Origin of the sequence: Massilia sp. CFBP 13721 (assembly GCF_014842025.1) — a bacterium.
GTDB lineage: Bacteria > Pseudomonadota > Gammaproteobacteria > Burkholderiales > Burkholderiaceae_D > Telluria.
This window is the reverse complement of sequence record NZ_JACYUY010000035.1, coordinates 20,053-41,659: the sequence shown is the minus strand read 5'-3', so window position 1 is coordinate 41,659 and position 21,607 is coordinate 20,053. Positions and strand designations below refer to the sequence as shown.

The window sequence follows — 21,607 nt, the reverse complement described above, 5'->3', positions numbered from 1 at the left end:
TCTGCCCACGCGTTACGTGCGCCTCACGTAGCCGTTGCAAGTGATCCAGTCCAAACGACAAAGGCCGCTCAAGAGCGCCCTTTGTAATTAATACGACGTAACGCGGACAAATTACGACCCCGCCAACGGACTCCCCACCAGCCCTACCGCCAACTCCGCCCACACGAACACGAAGCCCAGCCCAATCACCCCAAGCGCCATCACCCGCGACTTGCGCGACCTCAGCTTCGCCGCCGCGAGCTCGAACAGCATGCCCGTACCCGCCAGCAGCACGGCAGCAATCACAAAATCGCTTCCTGTCCAGTCAACTTCGCCAGTGAACTGCATGGCCACCAACGGGACCAGCAGAATCGCCGCCGTCCCCAGCAACACACGCAAGAACTGTTTCCCGCCAATCTGCCTCACTGGTCCGCTACCGCCCACCATCGCGTTCATTGCCATTCTCCCGAATAGATAAGCCAGCTGTCAGTTTGCCATCATCGCCGGACGGCTTCAACCAGTAAACACGCGCTGTCGTAGCACCCAGTTCAGCCCAACATCCTTTCGTCGGACCGTAGGGTCAGCACCCGCACGCCATTACGGGTCACGGCCACCGTGTGCTCGAACTGCGCCGACAGTTGCCCGTCGCGCGTGACGACCGTCCAGCCATCGTCTTCGGTGCGCACCGCACGCCGTCCCTGGTTGAGCATCGGCTCGATGGTGAACACCATGCCTTCCTGCAGCACCAATCCCGTTTGCGGCTTACCCCAATGCAGCACCTGCGGCGGCTCGTGCATTTCGCGGCCGATGCCGTGGCCGCAGTACTCGCGCACCACCGAATAACCGTTCTTCCTGGCGTGCTTTTCGATCGCGTGGCCGACGTCACCCAGCCGCGCACCCGGCCGCACCGCCTTGATTCCCTTCCACATCGCCTCATAGGTCACCTGCACCAGGCGCTCGGCCAGCGGTTTGACCTTGCCGACCAGATAGGTCTTGCTGGAGTCGGCGATGTAGCCGTTCTTCTCCAGCGTGATATCGAAGTTCACGATATCGCCATCCTGCAGGATCTCGGTCGGCGAGGGCACGCCGTGGCAGACCACGTTGTTACGCGACGCGTTCAGCGCATAGGCATAGCCGTACTGGCCCTTGCTGGCCGGACGCGCCTTCAGTTCATTCACGATCAGGCTGTCGACCAGGTCGTTGACCTGCATGGTGGACATGCCGATCAGGTCCAGCTTGTCGAGATGGCTGAACACGGCGGCCAGCAACTTGCCGGACTCGGCCATCAGGGCGATTTCTTCTGGGCGCTTGGTCATGGCTAGGCCGCTCGCAGGGAAGGCGCGTTGACGCCGGCGGCTTTCAACTCGTCGGCGACGATTTCGTTGAAGGTTTTGTTGGGGTTCAGTTGGGACAGCATGCCGATCTTGATCCAGAACGCGGCCTGGGCGTTGATGGAGCGGTTGGTGACGGTGCTGGCTTTGCGGACCTGGTCGTGCAGGTCGTCGTCGATGTTGACGATGCCCATGGGGGACTCCTTGTATATGGAATGTATATGGAGTGTATATGGTTTCTCTGTGGTAGGGCAAGGGTGTTATTTGGAGGATCGAGGGTCGAGACAGCTGCGTATCGTAGGGTGGGCACTTGTGCCCACACGGTATGACGGTTCGAGGATCGGCGGCTNGTCGCCCCTTGGGGCGACGGCAAACTGCCGATTCGGAGAGGGCTGGGCGAAGTACGCCCAGCCCTTCGAATCCCCCGCGCAGAGCCCGCAGGGGCTCTGCTTCTCTCCGCTAGGAAACAAATGAAAAAGCCACCTCGAGGGTGGCTTTTTCATTTGTTTCCTGGCGGAGAGAGGGGGATTCGAACCCCCGGTAGGCTATGAACCTACACACGCTTTCCAGGCGTGCGACTTAAACCACTCATCCATCTCTCCTGCATGCTTCGCCGTTGCGAAGCCGCCTATTATAGCAACAATTCTCGGCAGTTCAAGCACATTCCCGCGACTGCAGCTCAGTCACCCCAAGTAGCAAATATTTAAGCTTGTCATTTTGCTGTCATCGACCGGACATTTTTGGCTGTTGTAATGGAGACATCCCTGCTGCACGGCAGAGGGCGCATCCAGCCTCAACAACCAGTACACCTACCCGGAGAATGCCAGCATGACCAACAAGGACCTCTCGCCGTCGCGGCGCAATCTGCTCAAGGGCGTCGCCGGCGCTTCCGCGCTGCCGTTCGTGGGCGCGTTCATGGCGCTGCAGTCGCAGCAGGCGCGTGCCGCCAATGGTGCGACCGAGCTGATCGACAGCCCCTACGGCCCGATCCGCCCGACCGCCGACATGACCACCGGCCTGCCGCTGCTGCAGTTGCCGCCAGGCTTTACCTATAAGAGCTTCGGCTGGCGCGGCGATACGATGGCCAATGGCATGCCGTGCCCGGGTGGGCATGACGGCATGGGCGTCGTGGTGTCGCGCAAGGTCGGGCGCAGCAGCGAACTGGTGCTGGTGCGTAACCATGAGATCGGCGCCACGTCGGCCGGCAACTTCCTGAATGCGCCAGGCGTCTACGACAACGGCACCAGCACGACGGGCACCACCAACAAGTTTGGCGGCGGCACCACCAATTTGCTCTTCCGCGACGGCAACTGGGTCAGCATGACGCCGAGCCTGGGCGGTACGCAAACCAACTGTGCCGGCGGCATCACGCCCTGGGGCACCTGGCTTACCTGCGAGGAAGTCGGTTCGGACGCCGTCAGCGCCTCCGGCCGCAAGCATGGTTATGTGTTCGAAGTCCATTCGGATCCGGTACGCACCACCGGCCTGCCGATCATTGGCATGGGCCGCTTCGCGCACGAGGCGGCGGCGGTCGATCCGGCCACGGGCAATGTCTACGAGACCGAGGACAGCTCGGGCAAGTCGGGCTTCTATCGCTATGTGCCGGACATCAAGACCGGCGCGCCGGGTTCGCTGGCGATGGGCGGCGTGCTGCAGATGGCCAAAGTCAAAGGCGTGCCGAACGTGAACCTGGCGACGGCGCCCCTGAATGCGCGCTACGAGCTGGAATGGGTGCCGGTGGCCGATCCGGATGCGAATCGCGGCAACGGCGTCGGCCCGACCGGCATCGCGATTTCGAGCGCGGCCGGTCCGTTCGTGCAGGGCTGGACCCTGGGTGCGTTGCGCATGAACCGCGGCGAAGGCATCTGGTATGCGCAGGGCAAGATGTATGTGATGGATACCTCCGGTGGCGCCGTGTCGCGCGGTGCGATCTGGGAACTCGACCTGGCCAGCCAGGTGCTGACCTGCATCTATTCGAGCCCGAGCCAGCTGGTCGGCAACATGGGCGACAACCTGACGGTCAGCCCGCGCAACGCGATCCTGATTTGCGAGGATGCCTCAACCGCCGCCACCGATCCGTTCGGCTTCGGCCAGCGCTTGATGGGCATCACGGGGCAGGGCGATGCCTATATCTTTGCCAAGAACAACGTCAACCTGAGCGCGGTGCAGCTGCAAACGGCCGGCAAGCAGACCGGGCTGGCGGGCGACCATCGCGCCAACGAATTCGCCGGCGCCTGCTTCGATCCGACCGGGCGCTACCTGTTCGTCAACATCCAGACGCCAGGCATCACCTTCGCCATCGCCGGCCCATGGGCCAACGGCCCGCTGTAACCATTCAAGATAAGGAAAATCCCATGCATTTCGCCAAACTCGCTGCCGCCGCACTGGTCGCCGCGCTGTCCATCGCCGGCCCGGCCAAGGCCGCGCTGCTGCTCAATACCAGTGGTTCCTCCGCCAACACCGTCACCGACTACAGCACGCCGGGCGCGGTCTCATTCGACCTCGACCTGCAGAACTTCAACGCCACCACGCTGCGCTTCGAGATCCAGGCCGAAGACCTGCTCGGGCCGCTGAGCCTGAACGCCCTGGTGCGCAACCTGAGCGGCACGGCGCTGAACCAGTTCCACGTCAACCTGAGCGGCATTTCCTTCCTGGCGGCCGGCAGCGTCACGCCGACTTTCGGCACGCTGGGTAGTGTCAATAGCGGCCTCGATTACGCCAGCATCCGTTTCGCGTCGCCGGAGTGGGCCGAGTTCAGCTTCGGTAACCCGCTGGCGGTGAATGGCCAGACCGACTGGATCCTCGATACCAGCGGCCTGGCCGTGGGCGATACCTTTGCCATCAGCGCCGAGATTCCCGAGCCGTCGACACTGGCGCTGCTGCTGCCGGCGCTGGGCCTGGCGGGCCTGATGACGCGCCGCCGCAAGAAGGGTTAAGCGTCGATCCAACAACGGCGCCGGTTGTGGCCGGCGCCGTTTTGCCATCATTTTTGCCGACGATAATGTGCGTAAGGATAACGTTGCCGTCAAACTGGAAGTCTGGGCTGACAGACCAATGGGATGTATTCCTACCAGGCGACGGCATGCCTTTGGTGGTCATACGGGCCTTGGGTGACTAGGATGTTCCTGTCCCGACCCCTACAGGCCGGTACCTTGGCTTTTTAAAGGAGGTAACGATGGCAGCAAACAACCAGGGCGGTAACCAAGGTAACAATCAAGGCGATAATCAGGGTAGCAAGCAGGGCAGCAAGCAGAGCGGCAATACCAGCAACCGCGGCTTCGCCTCCATGGATCCACAACGTCAACGCGAAATTGCCAGCGAAGGCGGCCGCGCCGCACACGCATCGGGCAATGCGCACGAATTCACATCCGAAGAAGCACGCCGCGCCGGCTCGATGAGCCACAAGAACGACGGCAACAAGCAATCCGGTAGCGGCGGCAACGGGAGCGCCCGCGGCGGTACGCCGGAGCAGCATGCCAAAGCCGGCTCGCAGAGCCGCAAGAACGACGCATAGCATTCGTCGCCAATCCTGCCGGGACGGCCACCTGTCACCCGGCAGTTCTGCAAGTAGCGGGGAGGGCTCTCACCTCTGCCGTGCCAGGGCGCCGTCGCGCCGGTCGCCCGACTTGTTGCGCGGCGCTCGCATTCATACACGAGCGAACTGGCCACACCCGTGGCAAGCTGACGACAGAACGCCACAATTCAGCTCGCGAAGCTTGCCGTTCACGTAGTCCGGACACACGGCTACGCATTTCCGCGTAAAATTATTTGTTTCTGCAACGCAATATGTTTGCCATGGACCGTTTTCCTGCCACAGCCACGGCGCCGGTCGCTGCGCTCAAGCTCTCCGAACTGATCGGATCGCTCAGCTATGCGCTCGACCTGACCGAAGGCCAGCCCGCCGGCCACTGCGTGCGTAGCTGCTGGATCGGCATGAACATCGGCCGCGAGGCAGGCATGAGCAGCGAACAGCTGTGGGAGCTGTATTACACGCTGCTGCTGAAAGACGTCGGCTGCAGCAGCAACGCGGCGCGCATTTGCGAGTTGTACATGACCGACGACCGCCTCTTCAAGCACGACTACAAGACGACCGGCGACAGCGTGCCGCAACTGCTGGGTTTCGTGTTCAAGCACGCCGGCATGAAGGCCGGACTGGCCGAGCGGTTTCGTACCGTGCTCACCATGATTCGCGACGGCCGCGAACTCGGCAACGAATTCATCGCCACCCGCTGCCAGCGCGGCGCCGAGATCGCGCGCCTGCTGCGCTTTCCCGAGCGTGTCGCCGCCGGCATCTACAGCCTCGACGAGCATTTCAACGGCAAGGGCAGTCCGGCCGGGCTGGCGGGCGAAGCCATTCCGGTATATGCGCGCATTGCGCTGCTGGCGCAGGTGGTCGACGTCTTCCACACGGCCGAGGGACGCGCGGCGGCGTTGGCGGAAGTGCGCGCGCGATCCGGCAGCTGGTTCGATCCGCGCCTGGTGGGCGCGTTCGAACGCGTGGCCAAGTCCGACGCCTTCTGGAACACTTTGTCGGCGCCGGACATGGACAAGATCGTGTTCGCGATGGAGCCGCGCGAACACACGATTCCCCTCGACGACGACTATCTCGACGACATCGCCATCGCCTTCGGCCAGGTGGTCGATTCGAAAAGCCCCTATACGAGCGGGCATAGCGCGCGCGTGTCGCTGTACACCGACATGATCGCCGAGGAGCTCGGCGTGGACGCTGCTCGGCGGCGCTGGCTGCGGCGCGGCGCCATGCTGCACGACGTCGGCAAGCTCGGCGTCAGCAACCGCGTGCTCGACAAGGCCGGCGCGCTCGACCGCGACGAATGGGCCGCAGTACGCAAGCATGCCGAGTACACCGAGTCGATCCTGTCGCGCATCGACGCCTTTGCCGAACTGGCGCGCATCGCCGGCGCCCACCACGAGCGCCTCGACGGCGGCGGCTATCCGCGCGGCCTCGCCGGCGACCAGATCGACCTCGAGACGCGCATCATCACCACCGCCGACATTTTCGACGCCATCACCGCCGAGCGCCCCTACCGCGGCGCCATTCCGGTGCCGCAGGCGCTGGAGATGATGGAAAAGACGGTCGGCACGGCGCTCGATCCGCGCTGCTTCGCGGCGCTGCGGCGCGCGGTGCTGCGCGCCGGCCTGATGGAAGCGGAGCTTAGCCCGGCTTGAACACGGGGCGCTAGCGGCCACGGTTGGGGTAGGATGTCGGGATCATCCCTACAGGACCCGACCCGATGCGCCTACGCTTCGCCACCCTTGCGGCCTGCGCCGCCTTCCACGTCACCAATCCCGCCCTGGCCCAGCAGGCGCCCGCCGTCTCCGAGGCGGCCCTGCGCGCCCATTTGTCCTTTCTCGCCGACGACCTGCTCGAAGGCCGCGGCACCGGCCAGCGCGGCGGCGCGCTGACGGTGCGCTACCTCGAAACCCAGGCTGCCGCCATCGGCCTGCAGCCCATGCCGGGCGGCGGCTATCGCCAGAAGGTCGCCATCGAAGGCACGCGCCTGCTGCCCGGCAGCGCCGTCGTCTTCACTGCCGGCGGCAAGCGCATCACGCCGAAGAACGGCGAGGGAATCGTCTTCGGCACGGGCAGCGGCCAGGCCAGCCTGGCATTCGACGCGCCGCTGGTCTTCCTCGGCTACGGCGTCTCGGCGCCCGAGGAAAAATGGGACGACTACAAGGGCGTCGACGTGAAAGGCAAGATCCTCGTCATGATGGTCAACGACCCGCAACCGACGAGCGAGGAGCCCGACCGCTTTGCCGGCAAGGCCTACACCTGGTATGGCCGCTGGCTGTATAAATTCGAGGAAGCGGTGCGCCGCGGCGCGGCCGGCGCGCTGCTGATCCACACCACGGCGTCAAGCTCGTATGCCTGGGGCGTGCCGGCCAACAGCTTTTCGCACGAGCGCTTCCACCTGGCCGGCGCCGGCAACCGCATCGAAGGCTGGCTGCACGAAGACACGGCGCGCGAACTGTTCGCGGCCGCCGGCTTCGATCTCGACGCGCTGCGCGCCCAGGCCGAGCGGCGCGACTTCAAGCCGGTCGACCTCAAGACGGGCGCCCACGTGGAACTGAAGTCGGCGATCCGCCAGGTCGAGGATTTCAACGTGGTCGGCATCGTGCCGGGTACCGATCCAACACTGAAAGAGCAGGCGGTCGTGTATTCGGCGCACTGGGACCATTTCGGCATCGACCAGAACATCCCGGAAGGGCGCGACCGCATCTTCAACGGCGCGGTCGACAACGCCACCGGCAGCGCCGCGCTGCTGGCGATGGCGGCCGAAGCGGTGAAAAAGCCGGCGCGGCGCACCCAGGTCTTCCTGTGGCCGGCGGCCGAAGAGCAGGGCCTGCTGGGCAGCGCGGCGTATGTCGCGAACCCGGTGGTGCCGCTGGCGAAGACGGCGGCCAACCTGAACCTGGACAGCCTGAATTTCGTCGGCAAAACCAAAGACATCGGCGTGCCCGGCGCCGAGCGCAGCAGCCTGTATGGCACGGCGGCGACGGTGGCCCGGAAGATGGGCTTGAAGCTCGCGCCGACCATCCCCGACCTGTCCGGCGCCTACTTCCGCGCCGACCACTTCAACTTCGCCAAGGCGGGCGTGCCGGCCTTTAACGTCGGCTCGGCCGTGTTCTCGGGCGACGGCCACTTCACCTTCGAGCACGACCAGTCGCATGCGAGCGCCACCATGGTCGGCTTCAAGGGCGACTACCACCAGGTGACGGACGAATACCACGCGAACTGGGACTTGTCGGGCATGGTGCAGCAGACCCAGTTCACGCTGAACCTGGGGTATGCGGTGGCGAATGCGCCGGGCATGCCGCGCTGGAAGGAAGGCGATGCGTTCGGGCGTGTGAAGCGGTGAGTTTTTGGGTGGGCGAACGGCGAACCGCTCCACCCTCGCGGTGCGGCATGTGCAGATTTTGTAGGGTGGGCTCCGCCCACGCGGTCCGAACCGTTGCGTACCGCAGCGTTTGCAAATCGCGCTTACGCAAGCGTATCGGCTGCGCGCAGCGTTTCGATGTGCATGCGTGGTACCGCGTGGACGGAGTCCACCCTACGATCCCGTAATGCAGCCTATTCCGGCTGCGGAAACACCGTCCCTTTACCCGCGCGCTTGGCCTCGTACATCTGCCGGTCCGCTTCCTTGATCAGGTCTTCCGGACCGGCGCTGGCGCCGGGCGTGAACACGGCCACGCCGATGCTCGCGCCCACCTGCGCGGCGGCGCCGTCGATGGCGACCGGATGGCCCAGCTCGGCGATGATCTTGTGCGCCACCTGGCGCGCGTCGCCATAAGTGTCGCTCATCGATTCGAGCAGCACCGTGAACTCGTCGCCGGCCAGGCGGAACACGCTGTCGGTCTTGCGCACCACTTCCTGCAGGCGTGCGGCCACCGCGCGCAGCACGGTGTCGCCGGCGTCGTGGCCGAAGTCGTCGTTGACGGCCTTGAAGCCGTCCAGGTCGATGAACAGCAGGGCCATGCTCTTGCCGTTGCGCGCCGCGCGCAGCTGGGCGATCGGCAGGGTTTCCAGCAGGGCGCGCCGGTTCAGCAGGCCGGTCAGCATGTCGTGGCGGCTCTCGTATTCGCGCCGCGCCTCGTCCTGCTTGCGTTCCGAGATATCGTGCAGGAAGGCCGAGAAGGTCTTGCGGCCATGCAGATCGAGGACGTTCATGCGCAGTTCCACGGTCAGCGCCGAGCCGTCCTTGCGCACCGCCGGCACTTCGATGCGCTTGCCGAGTACTTCCGAATTCCCGCTCGTCAGGTAGCGCAGCATGCCGTCGCGGTGGGCGCCGCCCAGTGCGGCCGGGATGATCAGGGTTTCGAGTGGACGGCCGACCGCTTCCAGCGCGCTGTAGCCGAAGGTCTGTTCGGCCGCGCGGTTCCAGACGGTGACGGCCCCGGCCTCGTCCAGGCCGATGTAGGCGTCGTTGGCGTTCTCGATCACGCTGCGCAGTTCCAGCCCGCGCTCGTGCAGTTCGCGCGTGCGCTCGGCAACGCGCGCCTCGAGGTCGGCGTGCAGGGCGTTGAGCGCGCGTTCGGCGTCCTTCTGCGCGCTGATGTCCTTGATCACCGAGATGAAGTATTCGATCTCCCCGCGCTCATTGAGCTTTTTGCTGACGTTCAGGTTGACCCAGACGACGCCGCCGTCCTTGCGGATGTAGCGCTTCTCCAGCTGGTACTGGTCGAGCTCCCCGGCACGTAACTTGCGCAGCAGGTCGAGGTCGAGGTCGAGGTCGTCCGGATGGGTCACGTCCTGGAAGGTCAGCCGCTGCAATTCTTCCGGGCTGTAGCCGATCGTCCGGCACAGCGAATCGTTCACGCTGATCCAGCCGCCGCTCGGGCCCACCAGCGCGATGCCGATGCTGGCCAGGTCGAAGATCGAGCGAAAACGGGCTTCACTGGCGCTCAGCACCGCTTCCGAGCGCAGCGCGTGACGGCCGGCGACGGCCAGCCGCTCGCGGTATTGGACTTCCTTCTGCACGATGTCGGCCAGGTCGATCATGATGCACAGCTCGTCGGCGGTGAGCACGCGCGCCTGGGCGTCGATCGCGCACAGGGTGCCGATCGCCAGCCCGCCGCTGGTGCGGATCGGCACGCCGGCGTAGAAGCGGATGTTGGGCGCGCCGGTGACCAGGGGATTGTCGGCGAAGCGTGCGTCGTTGCTGGCATCCGGCACCACCAGCGGCCGGTCCTGCAGCAGGGCATGGCCACAAAAGGCCTGTTCGCGCGGTGTTTCGCGTGCCTCCAGGCCGATGCGCGACTTGAACCACTGGCGGTTGTCGTCGACCAGCGAGAACAGGGCGATCGGGACGTTCAACAGGCGGCTCACCAGGCGCGTCACGCGGTCGAAGACTTCCTCTTCCTCGGTGTCGAGCAGGTCGAGCGACCTGAGCATCTGCAGGCGTTCGGTTTCATCGGGTGGCGTGCTGGCTGCGGGCATGGGTTCCTGGTTCAAGTACGGGCGGTGCGATGCACCATGCGTGTTAAAAATATACTCGTGACTGTAGCAGATCGGCGCGGACGGACCGGCTTCTTCGGGTGTAATCGTGCTTATTAGCAAGCCGCTAATTGTGTCGTGTTTGTGTCGAAGATCTAACGTATTTCACATTTATTTTGAAGTAATTTACAGTCGAGCATCGAGTTCGGCGGATGAAGAACGTAATATGATTTCCGTGCGGCAATTTATGCCGATTCTGGAGTCATCGTGACCGATCAAACAACCCACACCGGCGACATCGAAGTCCTGTCGTTCCGCCTCGGCTCGGAAGAGTACGGCATCAGCATCCTGAAGGTGCAGGAAATCCGCGGCTATGAAGCCGTCACCCGCATCGCCAACGCGCCCGCTTTTTTGAAAGGCGTGATCAACCTGCGCGGTCAGATCGTCCCGATCGTCGACATGCGCCTGAGTTTCAAGCTCGGCAGCGCCGCCTACGACAGCTTCACCGTCGTGATCATCCTGAACATTGGCCAGCACGTGATCGGTATGGTGGTCGACGGCGTTTCCGACGTGGTTACCTTGAGCCGGGAACAGGTGCGCCCGGCGCCGCATCTCGGCGGCGGCATCGACGCCGAATGCCTGCATGGCCTGGGTACGGTCGGCGACCGCATGCTGATCCTGCTCGACATCGAGCGCCTGATGACCGCGCCCGACATGGGCCTGGTCAGCAGCGCCGCGTTGCCGCTGGCGGCCTGACGCGCTCCTTCCTCCTTATTTCGACACATTCAATGAAACTCGCAAACCTGAAAATCGCCCAGCGCCTGGCCCTCGGCTTCGGCGCCCTGTGCCTGATCCTGGTCGCCATCCAGACCTTCAGCATCACCATGCTCGGCAAGGTCAACGACGGCACCGCCGACCTGGTCGCGCGCCGCGTGCCGAACATCCTCGCCACCAACAGCACGCTGTCGGAAGTGAACGATATCGCCATCGCGCTGCGCAACATGATCCTGTCCGCCGATCCGGCCGACCGCGAAAAGCAGCTGGCCGAGATCGCCGCCTCGCGCAAGGCGGCCCAGGATAACCTGGACAAGCTGCGCCAGAGCGTGCTCTCGCCGGCGGGGCAGGCGCTGGTCGAGCGCATGACGGTGGCCAACGCCGCCTACCTCAAGGGCCAGGAAGAACTGATCGCGCGCATCCATGCCGGCGACGAGGCGGAAATGCGCCGTTACCTGCAGGCGGTGCTGCGTCCCGCCCTCGCGGAACTCAAGCAGGCCGTCAATGCCCTGCTGGACATGCAGATCGGCGTCGCCGCCAAGACCGCCGCGGATGCACAGGGAGCCTTCGAATCGACCCGGCTCTTGATGATCGTGCTGGCGCTGATCTCGCTGGCGCTGGCCGGCCTGATCGCCTGGTGGAACACGCGTTCGATCACGCGTCCAATGGCGCGCGCACTGGACGTGGCCAACACGGTCGCCGCCGGCGACCTCACCAGCCGCATCGAGGTTAGCACGACCGACGAAACCGGCCAGTTGCTGCAGGCCCTGAAAACCATGAACGAAAACCTGGTGCGCACCGTCGTGACGGTACGCAGCGGCACCGAGACCATCGCCAGCGCATCGAGCCAGGTGGCGGCCGGCAGCCTGGACCTGTCAAGCCGTACCGAGCAGCAGGCTGGCTCGCTCGAGGAAACCGCATCCTCGATGGAAGAACTGACCTCGACCGTGAAGCAGAACGCCGACAATGCGCGCCAGGCCAACACCCTGGCCGAAGCGGCCTCGCAAGTGGCCGAGCGCGGCGGGCGCGTGATTGGCGACGTGGTCGGAACCATGGACCGGATCAACGGCTCGGCCGGCAAGATCGCCGACATCATCGGCGTCATCGACGGCATCGCTTTCCAGACCAACATCCTGGCGCTGAACGCGGCGGTCGAAGCGGCGCGCGCCGGCGAGCAGGGCCGCGGCTTCGCGGTCGTCGCCTCCGAGGTGCGCAACCTGGCCCAGCGTTCGGCCGCGGCGGCGAAAGAAATCAAGGGCCTGATCGGCGACTCGACCGACGCCGTGCAGGCCGGCAGCAAGCTGGTCGGCGAAGCCGGCGCGACGATGCAGGAAATCGTCGAGAGCGTGCGCCGCGTGACCGACATCATGAGCGAGATCAGCGCCGCCAGCGCCGGGCAGACGGCCGGCATCGAGCAGATCAACCAGGCCATCACGCAGATGGACCAGGTGACCCAGCAGAACGCGGCCCTGGTCGAGGAAGCGGCGGCGGCATCGGCGTCGATGCAGGAGCAGGCGGCCAACCTGACGCGCGCGGTCAGTGTGTTCCAGGTAGAGGGCGATGCGGCTGTTGCTGCTGTACCGGCTGCACCGGCTGCGCCGGCAACGCCGCGCGTCGTGCTGGCCGCGCCGAAGGCGGCTGCTCCACGCAAGCCGCTGAAACATGCTGCGCCCGAAGCCGAGTGGGAAGCCTTCTGATCGCGCACGGTCCTTGCCTGCGGCGGTAGCGCACTGTAGGGTGGGCCGGGCCGCGCAAGGCTCTCGAGCCCACGCGGTCGAACCTATGCACACCGTGGCGCCTGCGAATAACCCTTTGCATATGCATATCGGCTTTGTCTCGCGTTTCGACATGCATGCGCCGTACCGCGTGGGCTGAGCCCACCCTACGAACCCCCAAGGCTGCGCGCTCAGGTACCGCACATGCACATCGAAACGCCGCGCGCATCCCCAAGCCCGCGCGGTCAGGTCCGCCCTCGTGCTAGCATCGCGTCATCCAACCAGAGGACGCGACAACGTGCCATCCGCCATCCAGCAAGCCCCCTTCGCCACACTGCCCGACGGTACCCAGGTCACCGTCTTCACGCTCACCAACACGTCCGGCATGCGCGTGCGCATCCTCGACTTCGGCGGCATCATCACCGAGATTCACGTGCCCGACCGCGACGGCGTGCTGGCGGACGTGGCGCTCGGTTTCGATACGCTCGATCCCTACCGGGGCGACAGCCCGTATTTCGGCGCGCTGATCGGCCGCTACGGCAACCGCATCGCCGTCGGCCGCTTCACGCTCGACGGCCAGGCGTACACGCTGCCCGTCAATAACGGCAAGAACCACCTGCATGGCGGCGTGCCCGGTTTCGACCGCGTGCTGTGGCGTTCGCGCATCGAAGGGACCGAACTGGTGCTGGAATACCGCAGCGCCGATGGCGAGCAGGGCTACCCGGGCACGCTCGACGCCACCGTGCGCTACGCGCTCACCGACGACAATGAAATCGTGGTGCGCTTCGCGGCCGTGACCGACCGCGCCACGCCGGTCAACCTGACCCAGCACAGCTATTTCAATTTGTCCGGCGGCGGCGACATCCTCGGCCATGCGTTGACGATCGATGCGGACAAGTTTGTCCCGATCGACCTTGATTCCATCCCGACGGGCGGCCTGGCGCCGGTCGCCGGCACGCCGTTCGATTTTCGTACGCCGGCGCCGATCGGCGCGCGCATCGGCGAGGCGGACGAACAGCTGCGCCATGGCGGCGGCTACGACCATTGCTTCGTCCTGAACAAGCCGGCGCCAGGTGCGCTTACCCTTGCGGCGCGCGTGCGCGATCCGGGTTCCGGACGCGTGCTCGAACTGTTCACGCAAGAGCCGGGCGTGCAGTTCTACAGCGGTAACTTCCTCGACGGTTCGCTCGCAGGCAAGGGCCAGACCTACGCGCACCGCAGCGGCTTTTGCCTGGAGCCGCAGCACTTCCCCGATTCGCCCAACCAGCCGGCCTTTCCGAACACGATCCTGCGTCCGGGCGAGACGTACGCGACCGAGTCGCGTTTCCGGTTCTCGGTCGAGGACTGAGCCGGCTGTAGGGGTCATCGAGGCCAGTGGCCTCGATGACGGTTTCACCGGTCGGCTACACCCGGGTGCATGTCCGGACCGCTGCCTGGATGCCGCCCACGCGTCCAACTACACTCTGAAACTTCGCGACGTATCAGCTGCTGGTTGAACGCGTGGGCGACACACAAGCTGCCGGTCCACAAACAGAAAGGGTGGAGCCGCCCACCCTACAGGTAAATAAATCGTTTCCCGCCACGTTTTTCATGCGCGCGGCATGGGTTTTATTCGGGCTGCATGACCTTACACGCAAGCGCACCAAGTGCTTTTTCGGTACCGATTCGGCGACTATAATCGGTAGAATCTCGACTGCCGCGAGAGCACGGCCCCCGAATGAACCGAGCGATGCGCGCATCTCCCCTGGACGCCGACCACGTCGGCGTGCGCGCGTTGTTGCGCGTAGCGATGGACTGGCACGGCAAGCCGTGGCCGGACAGCATGCGCGTCGCTGTCGACCTGATGCTCGGCGCGCGCTTTCCGATGTTCGCTGCCTGGGGCGCCGAACGGCGCCTGGTCTACAACGACGCCTGCATCGCCCTGCTGGGCGAGCGCCATCCGGGCGCCCTCGGCCAGCCGCTGGCGCAGGCATTCCGCGATGCCTGGGCCGGCGTGCTGCCGGTGCTCGACGCCGGGCTGGCGGGCGAGGCGGCGCTGGTCGAAGACCTGGCGCTCGATGTCGCGCAGGGCGGGCAGGCAGCGCGCCGCTACGTCACCTTGTCGGTCTCGCCGCTGCGCGAAGGCGGCCAGGTCACCGGCGTGATGTGCGTGCTGACCGATACCACCACGCGCGTGCTGGCCGAACAGCAGCACCGCTTCCAGCTCAGGCTCGGTGCGACCCTGCGCGAACTGCTCGATCCGGTGGAAGTCATGGAAGCGGCCAGCGCGCTGCTCGGGCGGCATCTCGCGGCAGGACGCGCCGGCTATGGCGAGATCGATCCGGCCGGCCTCACGGTCACCGTCGAGCGCGACTGGACCGATGGCAAGGTTGCCACCCTGGCCGGCGAGACGCGCACGCTCGCCAGCTTCGGGCCGGCGCTGATCGAGCGCCTGCGCCTCGGCCAGACCCTGCAGATCGACGACGTCGGCGCCGATCCGCTGGCGGCGCCGTATGCGGCCGGCTATGCCAGCATCGGCGCACGGGCGATGATCGTGGTGCCGATCATCGAGGCCGGGCGCCTGGCCGCCATCTTCTACCTGCACGAAGTGGCGCCGCGCGACTGGAGCGCGCGCGAGGTGGCGCTGGCCGAGGATGTGGCGCGCCAGACGCGCGAGGCGGTGCGCCGCGCCCGTGTCGAGGAAACGCTGCGCGACGAAACGCGCATCCTCGAAGTGCTCAACCGCACCGGCCAGGCGCTGGCCTCGACGCTCGACGGCGACATGCTGCTGCAGGCGATCACCGACGCCGGCACCCAGCTCAGTGGCGCCCGTTTCGGGGCCTTCGTTTGCGATGTCCAAGACGAGCGCGGCGAGCGCCAGCTGCGCTACACGGTGGCAGGCGCGCCGCGTGAGGCCTTCGAGCAGTTCGGCCGCGCCTACCCGTCGGCGTTCTTCCGCCCGACCTTCCATAACGAAGGCATCGTGCGCAGCGACGACATCACGCGCGATCCGCGCTATGGCCCGCATGATGGCCCATCGGCGCCGCTTGAACACGGGCCGGTGCGCAGTTACCTGGCCGTGCCCGTGGTCGCGCGCTCGGGCGCCGTGCTCGGCGGGCTGTTCTTCGGCCATCCGGAGCCGGGCGTGTTCAGCGAGCGCAGCGAACGCATCATCGCCGGGGTGGCGGCCCAGGCGGCGGTCGCCATGGACAACGCGCGCCTGTACGAGGCGGCGCGCACGTCGGCGCTCGAGCGCGACGCGCTGCTGCAGAGCGAGCGCGCGGCGCGGGTCGAGGCCGAACGCCTGTCGCGCATGAAGGACGAGTTCCTGGCGATGCTGGCGCACGAGCTGCGCAATCCGCTGGCGCCGATCAGCAGCTCGGCGGCGCTGCTGGGCATCCAGTTCCGCGACGAGCCGCGCGTGCGCCAGGCCAGCGCCATCATCGGGCGCCAGGTCAAGCACATGAGCCGCCTGATCGACGATCTGCTCGACGTGTCGCGCGTGACGCGCGGACTGGTGACGCTGCAGGTGGACGACGTCGACCTGTGCGAAGTGGTGCGCAGCGCCCTCGACCAGACCCAGCCGCTGATCGAGGAGAAATCGCACCGGGTCGAGGTCGACCTGCCGCAGTACCCACTGCAGGTGCGCGGCGACGCCACGCGCCTGATCCAGGCGGTGGCGAATATCCTCAACAATGCGGCGAAGTACACGCCGCCGGCCGGCACCATCCGCGTCTCGCTGGCGCTGCACGCGGGGCGCGCGCGCCTGCAGGTGCGCGACAACGGCTCGGGCATGCCGCCCGACCTGCTACCCAGCGTGTTCGACCTGTTCACCCAGGGCGCCCGCACGCTGGCGCGCTCGCAGGGCGGGCTCGGGCTGGGGCTGGCCCTGGTGAAGAAACTGGTCGAGCTGCACGGCGGGGAGGTCGGCGCCGACAGCGCCGGGGTCGAGCTGGGCAGCGTGTTTACGATCGCGCTGCCGTGCGCGCCGGCCGCGGACGCCGTGTCGACTGCGGCCCATGCCGGCGCTCCCAGCGCCCAGGCCTTCCGCCCGCTGCGCGTGCTCGTCGTCGACGACAACACCGACGCCGCCGACAGCCTGGGCATGCTGCTCAGGGCGCAAGGCCACACCGTGATGGTGGAATATTCGGGACGCGGCGCGCTGCGCAGTGCCCTGCGCGAAGCCCCAGATGCGATGGTGATCGATATCGGCCTGCCGGACATGGATGGCTACCAGCTGGCCACGCTGCTGCGCGGCCAGCCGGAGACGCGCGACGCGGTCCTGGTCGCCGCCACCGGCTACGGCCAGGAGCGCGACCGCGCGCGTGCGCGCGAGGCCGGGTTCGCGCACCACCTGGTCAAGCCGGTCGATATCGCGGCGCTGGTGCGCATCCTGCAGGCCGCCGCCAGCGGCTGATCAGCCCTCGGTCAGCGCCGCCATCTGCGCCAGCAGGGTCGCCCTGGCGGCGTCGATCTGGCGCGCGTTCGTGCGCGACGACAGCGTCGCACGCTCCTTGCGGCCCAGGAAGTAGGCGACGCGTTCGGCATTCGCGCCGGACGGGTGGGGCAGGCCATGCAGGATGCGGTCGCGCCGGATCACGCCTTCGCGCGCCAGCCAGTCGAGGCCCTCGGCGACACTGCCGCCCATCGGGATATACAGCGCGTCCGGCAGCTGGGCCGCCTCGTGCGCGAAGTAGCGCAGCACCTGCTCGCGCAGGAAAGGCAGTTTCGCCATGCCCGGCGTGCCGCTGTAGTTGCGGCCGTCGACGAACACCGGATGGCGCAGGATGGCGCTGATCTGCACCAGGCGGGCGTCGGCGTCGAACAGCGAGGCGCAGCTGGCAATGCCGAGCCAGCGCTGCACGCCGATGGCGTCGAGCAGGGCCACGAAATTCGGCCGGATCGCGCCGCTGAAGGCGCCCGCCAGGCGCGCCGCGCGCAGCACCTCGGCCTGCGGGGCGCCGGCCGCCATCCGGCGCTGGGCCTCGGCCATCGCATTCTTCCACTGCACAAAGCCCGGCGCGATGCCGACCACGACCACGCGCGCCTGCGTGTTGACGTGTTCGAACGGGATGTAATGCACGCTGAGCCGTCCTTCGCGCGCCAGCAGGAATTCTTCTGGCAAGGCGGCGGCGGAACCGATCGCCCCGAGGTCGAGCGCGCGGATCGCCTCGGCATAGGCGGGAAACAGGACCGGGATCATGTATGCGTTCCAATCGATCGATGTGGACAAATGTAAATACAATTGAGCAAATACAATTATATTAAAGAAAATTATAGTTCCCATAACAAATTCGGTAAAGCACAAATGTGAACTGTTTGTTGTTTGCCTGCGTGATGGGGCTGCTGGTGATAAGCTGGAGTTAGGAATCCGCTTCACTGATAAGGCCGTTTCTGACACAGGAGGAGGCCAGCATGCCCCAGGTCGCATTGATCACGGTTCACGGAATGGGCGAGACGCCGCGCGACTACGCGGCCGGCGTGTTTGGCGAGCTGCGCACCCGCCTCGGGCCCGCATTGCGCGAGCGCGCCACGTTTCATTCGGTGTATTACCAGGACATCCTGCAAAAGAACGAGCAGATCGTCTGGGAGCGCGTCGACCGCGGCGGCACGGTGCATTACGACGGACTGCGCAAATTCATGCTGTTCGGCTTTGCCGACGCCGCCGGCCTGGAAAACCGCAAGGAAGACCCGGGTTCGGTGTATGAACTGGCGCAGGGCCAGATCGCACGCGCGCTGCTAGCGGCGCATGTCGCCAATCCCGCCAATCCCGGCCTGCCGGTGGTCTTCCTCGCGCATTCGCTCGGCTGCCAAGTACTTTCGAGTTACATCTACGATGCGCAAAAGGCGCTCGGCGGCGGCCGCGCCACGGCCGGCATCTGGCGCGACATCGACGCCTGGTCGCGCCCGGCGCTGGGACGCCTGCTGACCGACCGCGAGAAGCATTTCCTGTCCGCCGGCACCTGCGCCGGGCTGGTCACGACCGGCTGCAATATCCCGATTTTCATCGCCGCGCACAAGGAGATGCACATCAAGCCGATCGCACCGCCGACCGCGCTGTTCCACTGGCTGAACCTGTACGACCCGGACGACGTGCTCGGCTGGCCGCTGCAGCCGCTGTCGGCCGGCTACCGCAGCCTGGTCGAGGACCGCACCATCAACGCCGGGCAGGGCGCGGTGAACTGGCTGCTGAAAAGCTGGAATCCGCTGTCGCACAACAGTTACTGGCAGGATGGCGAGGTGATCGAGCCGCTGGCCGCGATGTTGAGGCGCTTGGTTTCGTAGGGTGGGCTGGGCCACGAGAGGCTCCGCCCACGCGGTAGGGCGGTTGAATATCGCGTCCGTACAAATCGGCACGCGACGTTCGCGATCTGCGGACGATGTGCGGTATGCATAGGCACGACCGCGTGGGCAGAGCCCACCCTACGAGTGTGTGAAAAAAACGCCATGGCGGCGTTGCATCGTCTCGCCGTACCCTCGTACTGTCTTCGACGATGCGCCGGGCGGCCGTATCCCTTGCCCTGACGATTTTTTCACAAACTCTACGGTGCACAGCGGTCTCGATTAATCCTTACTGCCCTTGCGCGCCCCATCCTCGCGCTCCATGCGTGCGCGCACGCCGCCATCGACGCCGGTGGTGCCGGGGCCGACCCGCGGCTGGTGCACGGCGTTGCTGCCGTTCGGCGCAGGGCCCGCTTTCTCGAACTGCTCGGCGTGCGCGATGTTGGCCGAGACGCGCTCGACGAGGTCGGGGGCGACGCGGTGCGACCAGTAGGCGCCGCGCGCCTTCCAGCATCCTTATGCCTGCTGGAGCGTGAACAAGGGCCGGATATCCCCCGCCAGCGTGCCGCGCGCATTGCGGATCTGCGGCTGCCGATAGCGTTCCAGCACGGCGCGCTTGCCGTCGTCGAGCAGGCCGAGTTGATCGAGCACGTTGTAGGTCACCGTGTGCAGGCCGCGGCTGTTGCCGTCGGCGATCTTGATGGCGATGCCGATTCCGCGCGAGCGGATGCCGATCGTCTGCACGGCGTCGGCGCCGACCTTGGCGACCCAGTCGCCGCCGCCCGCGGTCATCAGGACCAGGTCGCTGCGCTCGGTGCCGGAGACCATGTCCGGGCGTCCGGTCATGGCGTCGAACAGCGGACCGAAGGCGCTGCCGAGGCGCGCATCCTGGTCTCCTTGCCCCAGGCGCGCAAACAGGTGCGCGAGGCGGTCCAGCGGCAGCGCATAGTTCGGCGCCGAGCAGCCGTCGATCCCGGTCGGCATGGCGGACTCCGGCAGGCCGACGGCATCGGCCAGCGTGGCGCGGATCGCGCGCTGCAGCGGGTGGTCGGGGTCGACGTAGCCGGCGGTCGGCGCGCCATGCTGGCGGCACCAGGCCAGGAAGCCGCTGTGTTTGCCGGAACAGTTGTGGTGCAGCGGCGTCCAGGTGCGGTCCTGCGGCACCGGCAGGTTGTTGTATTCGTAGTAGAGCGGCACGCCGCAGCCGCATTCGAGGCGGCCGGCGTCGAGGTCGATTTTATCGAGGATCGAGCGCACGCCCGCCAGGTGCTGCTCCTCGCCCGAATGGCTGGCGCACAGCAGCGCCAGTTCTTCCTGCGCCAGGCCGAATTTGGCAGGTCCGTCGGACAGCAGGAAGGGCAGGGCCTGGAACGGCTTCAAGGCCGAGCGCGTAAACGTCTGGTAGTGCGGATCGCCGGCCCAGGCCAGCAAGCGGCCGTCGGTATCGACGACGGCGATGGAACCGGAGTGGACGTTTTCGACCGTGTAGCCGGTTGCGGGATAGCCGCGCGTGGTGGCGATGAGTGGAACGGGGGCAGCGTGCATGCTCGGATCTCGCGAAGTGATGGATTCATTCACTCTAATCCAGCGGGCGCGAAAGCGGCGCACCGTGCCGCCGCGTCATCGCATCAGTAAGCCTACATCGGTGGCCCGAACTTGCCCGCCTGGTAATCGCGGATCGCCTGTTCGATCTCGGCGCGCGAATTCATCACGAACGGGCCGTGCGAGACCACCGGCGCGCCGATCGGATCGGCGTGGCCGAACAGCACCAGCGCACCCTCGGGTGCCGAGATCTCGAGTTCGTCGCCGTCGCCGGCCAGTTCCACCAGGTGGAAGGCGCTGATGCGGTCTTCGTACACGCCCACCTCCAGCGTACCGCGCACCACGTACAGGAAGACGTTGCGGCGCGCCAGGTCGCGCACGTGCAGGCGTCCGCCGGCACGCAGTTCGATCGTGCTCATGAAGACGCCGGTGAGCGATTCGACCGGACCGCGCGTGCCTTCCCACTCGCCGGCACTCAGGTGCATCGTCACCCGGCCCTCGTCGAGGGTAAGCGAAGGAATGTCTTCCTTCTGCAAGCCGGTATAGGCCGGCTGCGTCATTTTCAGGTGCGGCGGCAGGTTGATCCACAGCTGCAGGATTTCCAGCGGGCCGCCGGTCTGCAGAAATTCGCGCGGCGAGATTTCGGCATGAATCAGGCCGCTGCCGGCCGTCATCCACTGCACGCCGCCGGCGCGGATGATGCTCTCGTGGCCGGCGCTGTCCTTGTGCGTCAGCATGCCTTCGAGGATGAAGGTGACGGTCTCGAAGCCGCGGTGCGGATGCGGGCCGAAGGGCAGGCCGTGGTTGTGCGGCGGGTAGGTTTGCGGGCCGTGGTGGTTCAGGAACAGGAAGGGATCGACCTGGTCCAGGTGGCGGCTAGGAACGGGGCGCTGGGTCACCAGGTCGCCGATGTCGTCGCGCAGCGCCGGGTGGATGCGGCGTACGAGTTTGCTGGTCATGCTGGTCCTCGCTGGTTTGTCTTTCTTGCCAAGATACCGTAAATGTCGGATCGCCGTGCGCCGCGGATGCTGTGCTAGACTCGTTGCGCCTAT

17 protein-coding genes and 1 tRNA gene are annotated in these 21,607 nt (G+C 66.1%); 10 read left to right on the top strand and 8 right to left on the bottom strand.

Annotated features, from left to right (window positions below):
* Nucleotides 1-111: 111 nt before the first annotated feature.
* The 4 genes from IFT60_RS23985 to IFT60_RS23970 form a co-directional block, all read right to left on the bottom strand.
* Entirely contained in the window at nucleotides 112-435 is a 324-nt protein-coding gene (locus tag IFT60_RS23985) for a hypothetical protein (RefSeq protein ID WP_197986448.1), read from the bottom strand.
* 92 nt (nucleotides 436-527) lie between these two features.
* Nucleotides 528-1,295 carry a type I methionyl aminopeptidase gene (gene map, locus IFT60_RS23980; protein ID WP_192056546.1) on the bottom strand — a complete coding sequence of 256 codons (768 nt, stop codon included), beginning with the start codon at nucleotides 1,293-1,295 and terminating at the stop codon, nucleotides 528-530.
* Nucleotides 1,296-1,297: 2 nt separating this feature from the next.
* The gene (locus tag IFT60_RS23975; RefSeq protein ID WP_192056545.1) at nucleotides 1,298-1,504 is read right to left on the bottom strand and encodes a ParD-like family protein; all 207 of its coding nucleotides are present in this window, start codon (nucleotides 1,502-1,504) and stop codon (nucleotides 1,298-1,300) included.
* 317 nt (nucleotides 1,505-1,821) lie between these two features.
* Nucleotides 1,822-1,912 (bottom strand) — tRNA-Ser (locus IFT60_RS23970).
* 226 nt (nucleotides 1,913-2,138) lie between these two features.
* On the opposite strand from IFT60_RS23970, the gene IFT60_RS23965 reads away from it, so the two are divergent.
* The 5 genes from IFT60_RS23965 (at nucleotide 2,139) to IFT60_RS23945 (ending at nucleotide 8,188) form a co-directional block, all read left to right on the top strand.
* Complete coding sequence (locus tag IFT60_RS23965) at nucleotides 2,139-3,641, top strand: PhoX family protein (RefSeq protein ID WP_192056544.1); 1,503 nt, start codon at nucleotides 2,139-2,141, stop codon at nucleotides 3,639-3,641.
* Between the two features lie 23 nt (nucleotides 3,642-3,664).
* Nucleotides 3,665-4,246, top strand: a complete 582-nt coding sequence (locus tag IFT60_RS23960; protein WP_192056542.1) for a PEP-CTERM sorting domain-containing protein — start codon at nucleotides 3,665-3,667, stop codon at nucleotides 4,244-4,246.
* A gap of 239 nt (nucleotides 4,247-4,485) precedes the next feature.
* Nucleotides 4,486-4,824: a KGG domain-containing protein gene (locus tag IFT60_RS23955; protein WP_192056539.1), complete on the top strand. Its 339-nt coding sequence runs from the start codon at nucleotides 4,486-4,488 to the stop codon at nucleotides 4,822-4,824.
* Nucleotides 4,825-5,105: 281 nt separating this feature from the next.
* Nucleotides 5,106-6,497, top strand: coding sequence for an HD-GYP domain-containing protein (locus IFT60_RS23950; protein ID WP_192056537.1), 1,392 nt, complete (start codon nucleotides 5,106-5,108; stop codon nucleotides 6,495-6,497).
* A 65-nt stretch (nucleotides 6,498-6,562) separates the two neighbouring features.
* Entirely contained in the window at nucleotides 6,563-8,188 is a 1,626-nt protein-coding gene (locus IFT60_RS23945) for a M28 family peptidase (RefSeq protein WP_192056535.1), read from the top strand.
* Nucleotides 8,189-8,400: 212 nt separating this feature from the next.
* Here the strand turns inward: IFT60_RS23945 and IFT60_RS23940 are convergent, their stop codons facing one another.
* Nucleotides 8,401-10,266, bottom strand: a complete 1,866-nt coding sequence (locus IFT60_RS23940) for a sensor domain-containing diguanylate cyclase (RefSeq protein WP_192056534.1) — start codon at nucleotides 10,264-10,266, stop codon at nucleotides 8,401-8,403.
* 264 nt (nucleotides 10,267-10,530) lie between these two features.
* On the opposite strand from IFT60_RS23940, the gene IFT60_RS23935 reads away from it, so the two are divergent.
* The 4 genes from IFT60_RS23935 (at nucleotide 10,531) to IFT60_RS23920 (ending at nucleotide 17,148) form a co-directional block, all read left to right on the top strand.
* A complete protein-coding gene (locus IFT60_RS23935) occupies nucleotides 10,531-11,019 on the top strand; it encodes a chemotaxis protein CheW (RefSeq protein WP_192056533.1) in 489 nt (162 codons plus the stop codon).
* Nucleotides 11,020-11,051: 32 nt separating this feature from the next.
* Entirely contained in the window at nucleotides 11,052-12,734 is a 1,683-nt protein-coding gene (locus tag IFT60_RS26975) for a methyl-accepting chemotaxis protein (RefSeq protein ID WP_192056532.1), read from the top strand.
* Nucleotides 12,735-13,050: 316 nt separating this feature from the next.
* On the top strand, nucleotides 13,051-14,100 hold the full coding sequence (locus tag IFT60_RS23925; protein ID WP_192056531.1) for an aldose epimerase family protein: 1,050 nt from the start codon (nucleotides 13,051-13,053) through the stop codon (nucleotides 14,098-14,100).
* Between the two features lie 381 nt (nucleotides 14,101-14,481).
* Nucleotides 14,482-17,148, top strand: coding sequence for a hybrid sensor histidine kinase/response regulator (locus IFT60_RS23920; RefSeq protein ID WP_229511144.1), 2,667 nt, complete (start codon nucleotides 14,482-14,484; stop codon nucleotides 17,146-17,148).
* Here the strand turns inward: IFT60_RS23920 and IFT60_RS23915 are convergent, their stop codons facing one another.
* A complete protein-coding gene (locus IFT60_RS23915; RefSeq protein ID WP_197986447.1) occupies nucleotides 17,149-17,934 on the bottom strand; it encodes a uracil-DNA glycosylase family protein in 786 nt (261 codons plus the stop codon).
* A 212-nt stretch (nucleotides 17,935-18,146) separates the two neighbouring features.
* Here IFT60_RS23915 and IFT60_RS23910 point away from each other — a divergent pair, with 212 nt between their 5' ends.
* The gene (locus IFT60_RS23910; RefSeq protein WP_192056529.1) at nucleotides 18,147-19,016 is read left to right on the top strand and encodes a hypothetical protein; all 870 of its coding nucleotides are present in this window, start codon (nucleotides 18,147-18,149) and stop codon (nucleotides 19,014-19,016) included.
* Between the two features lie 513 nt (nucleotides 19,017-19,529).
* On the opposite strand, the gene IFT60_RS23905 is transcribed toward IFT60_RS23910, so the two are convergent.
* Complete coding sequence (locus tag IFT60_RS23905; protein WP_192056527.1) at nucleotides 19,530-20,558, bottom strand: asparaginase; 1,029 nt, start codon at nucleotides 20,556-20,558, stop codon at nucleotides 19,530-19,532.
* A 92-nt stretch (nucleotides 20,559-20,650) separates the two neighbouring features.
* Nucleotides 20,651-21,514 carry a pirin family protein gene (locus IFT60_RS23900; protein WP_192056524.1) on the bottom strand — a complete coding sequence of 288 codons (864 nt, stop codon included), beginning with the start codon at nucleotides 21,512-21,514 and terminating at the stop codon, nucleotides 20,651-20,653.
* Nucleotides 21,515-21,607 lie beyond the last annotated feature (93 nt).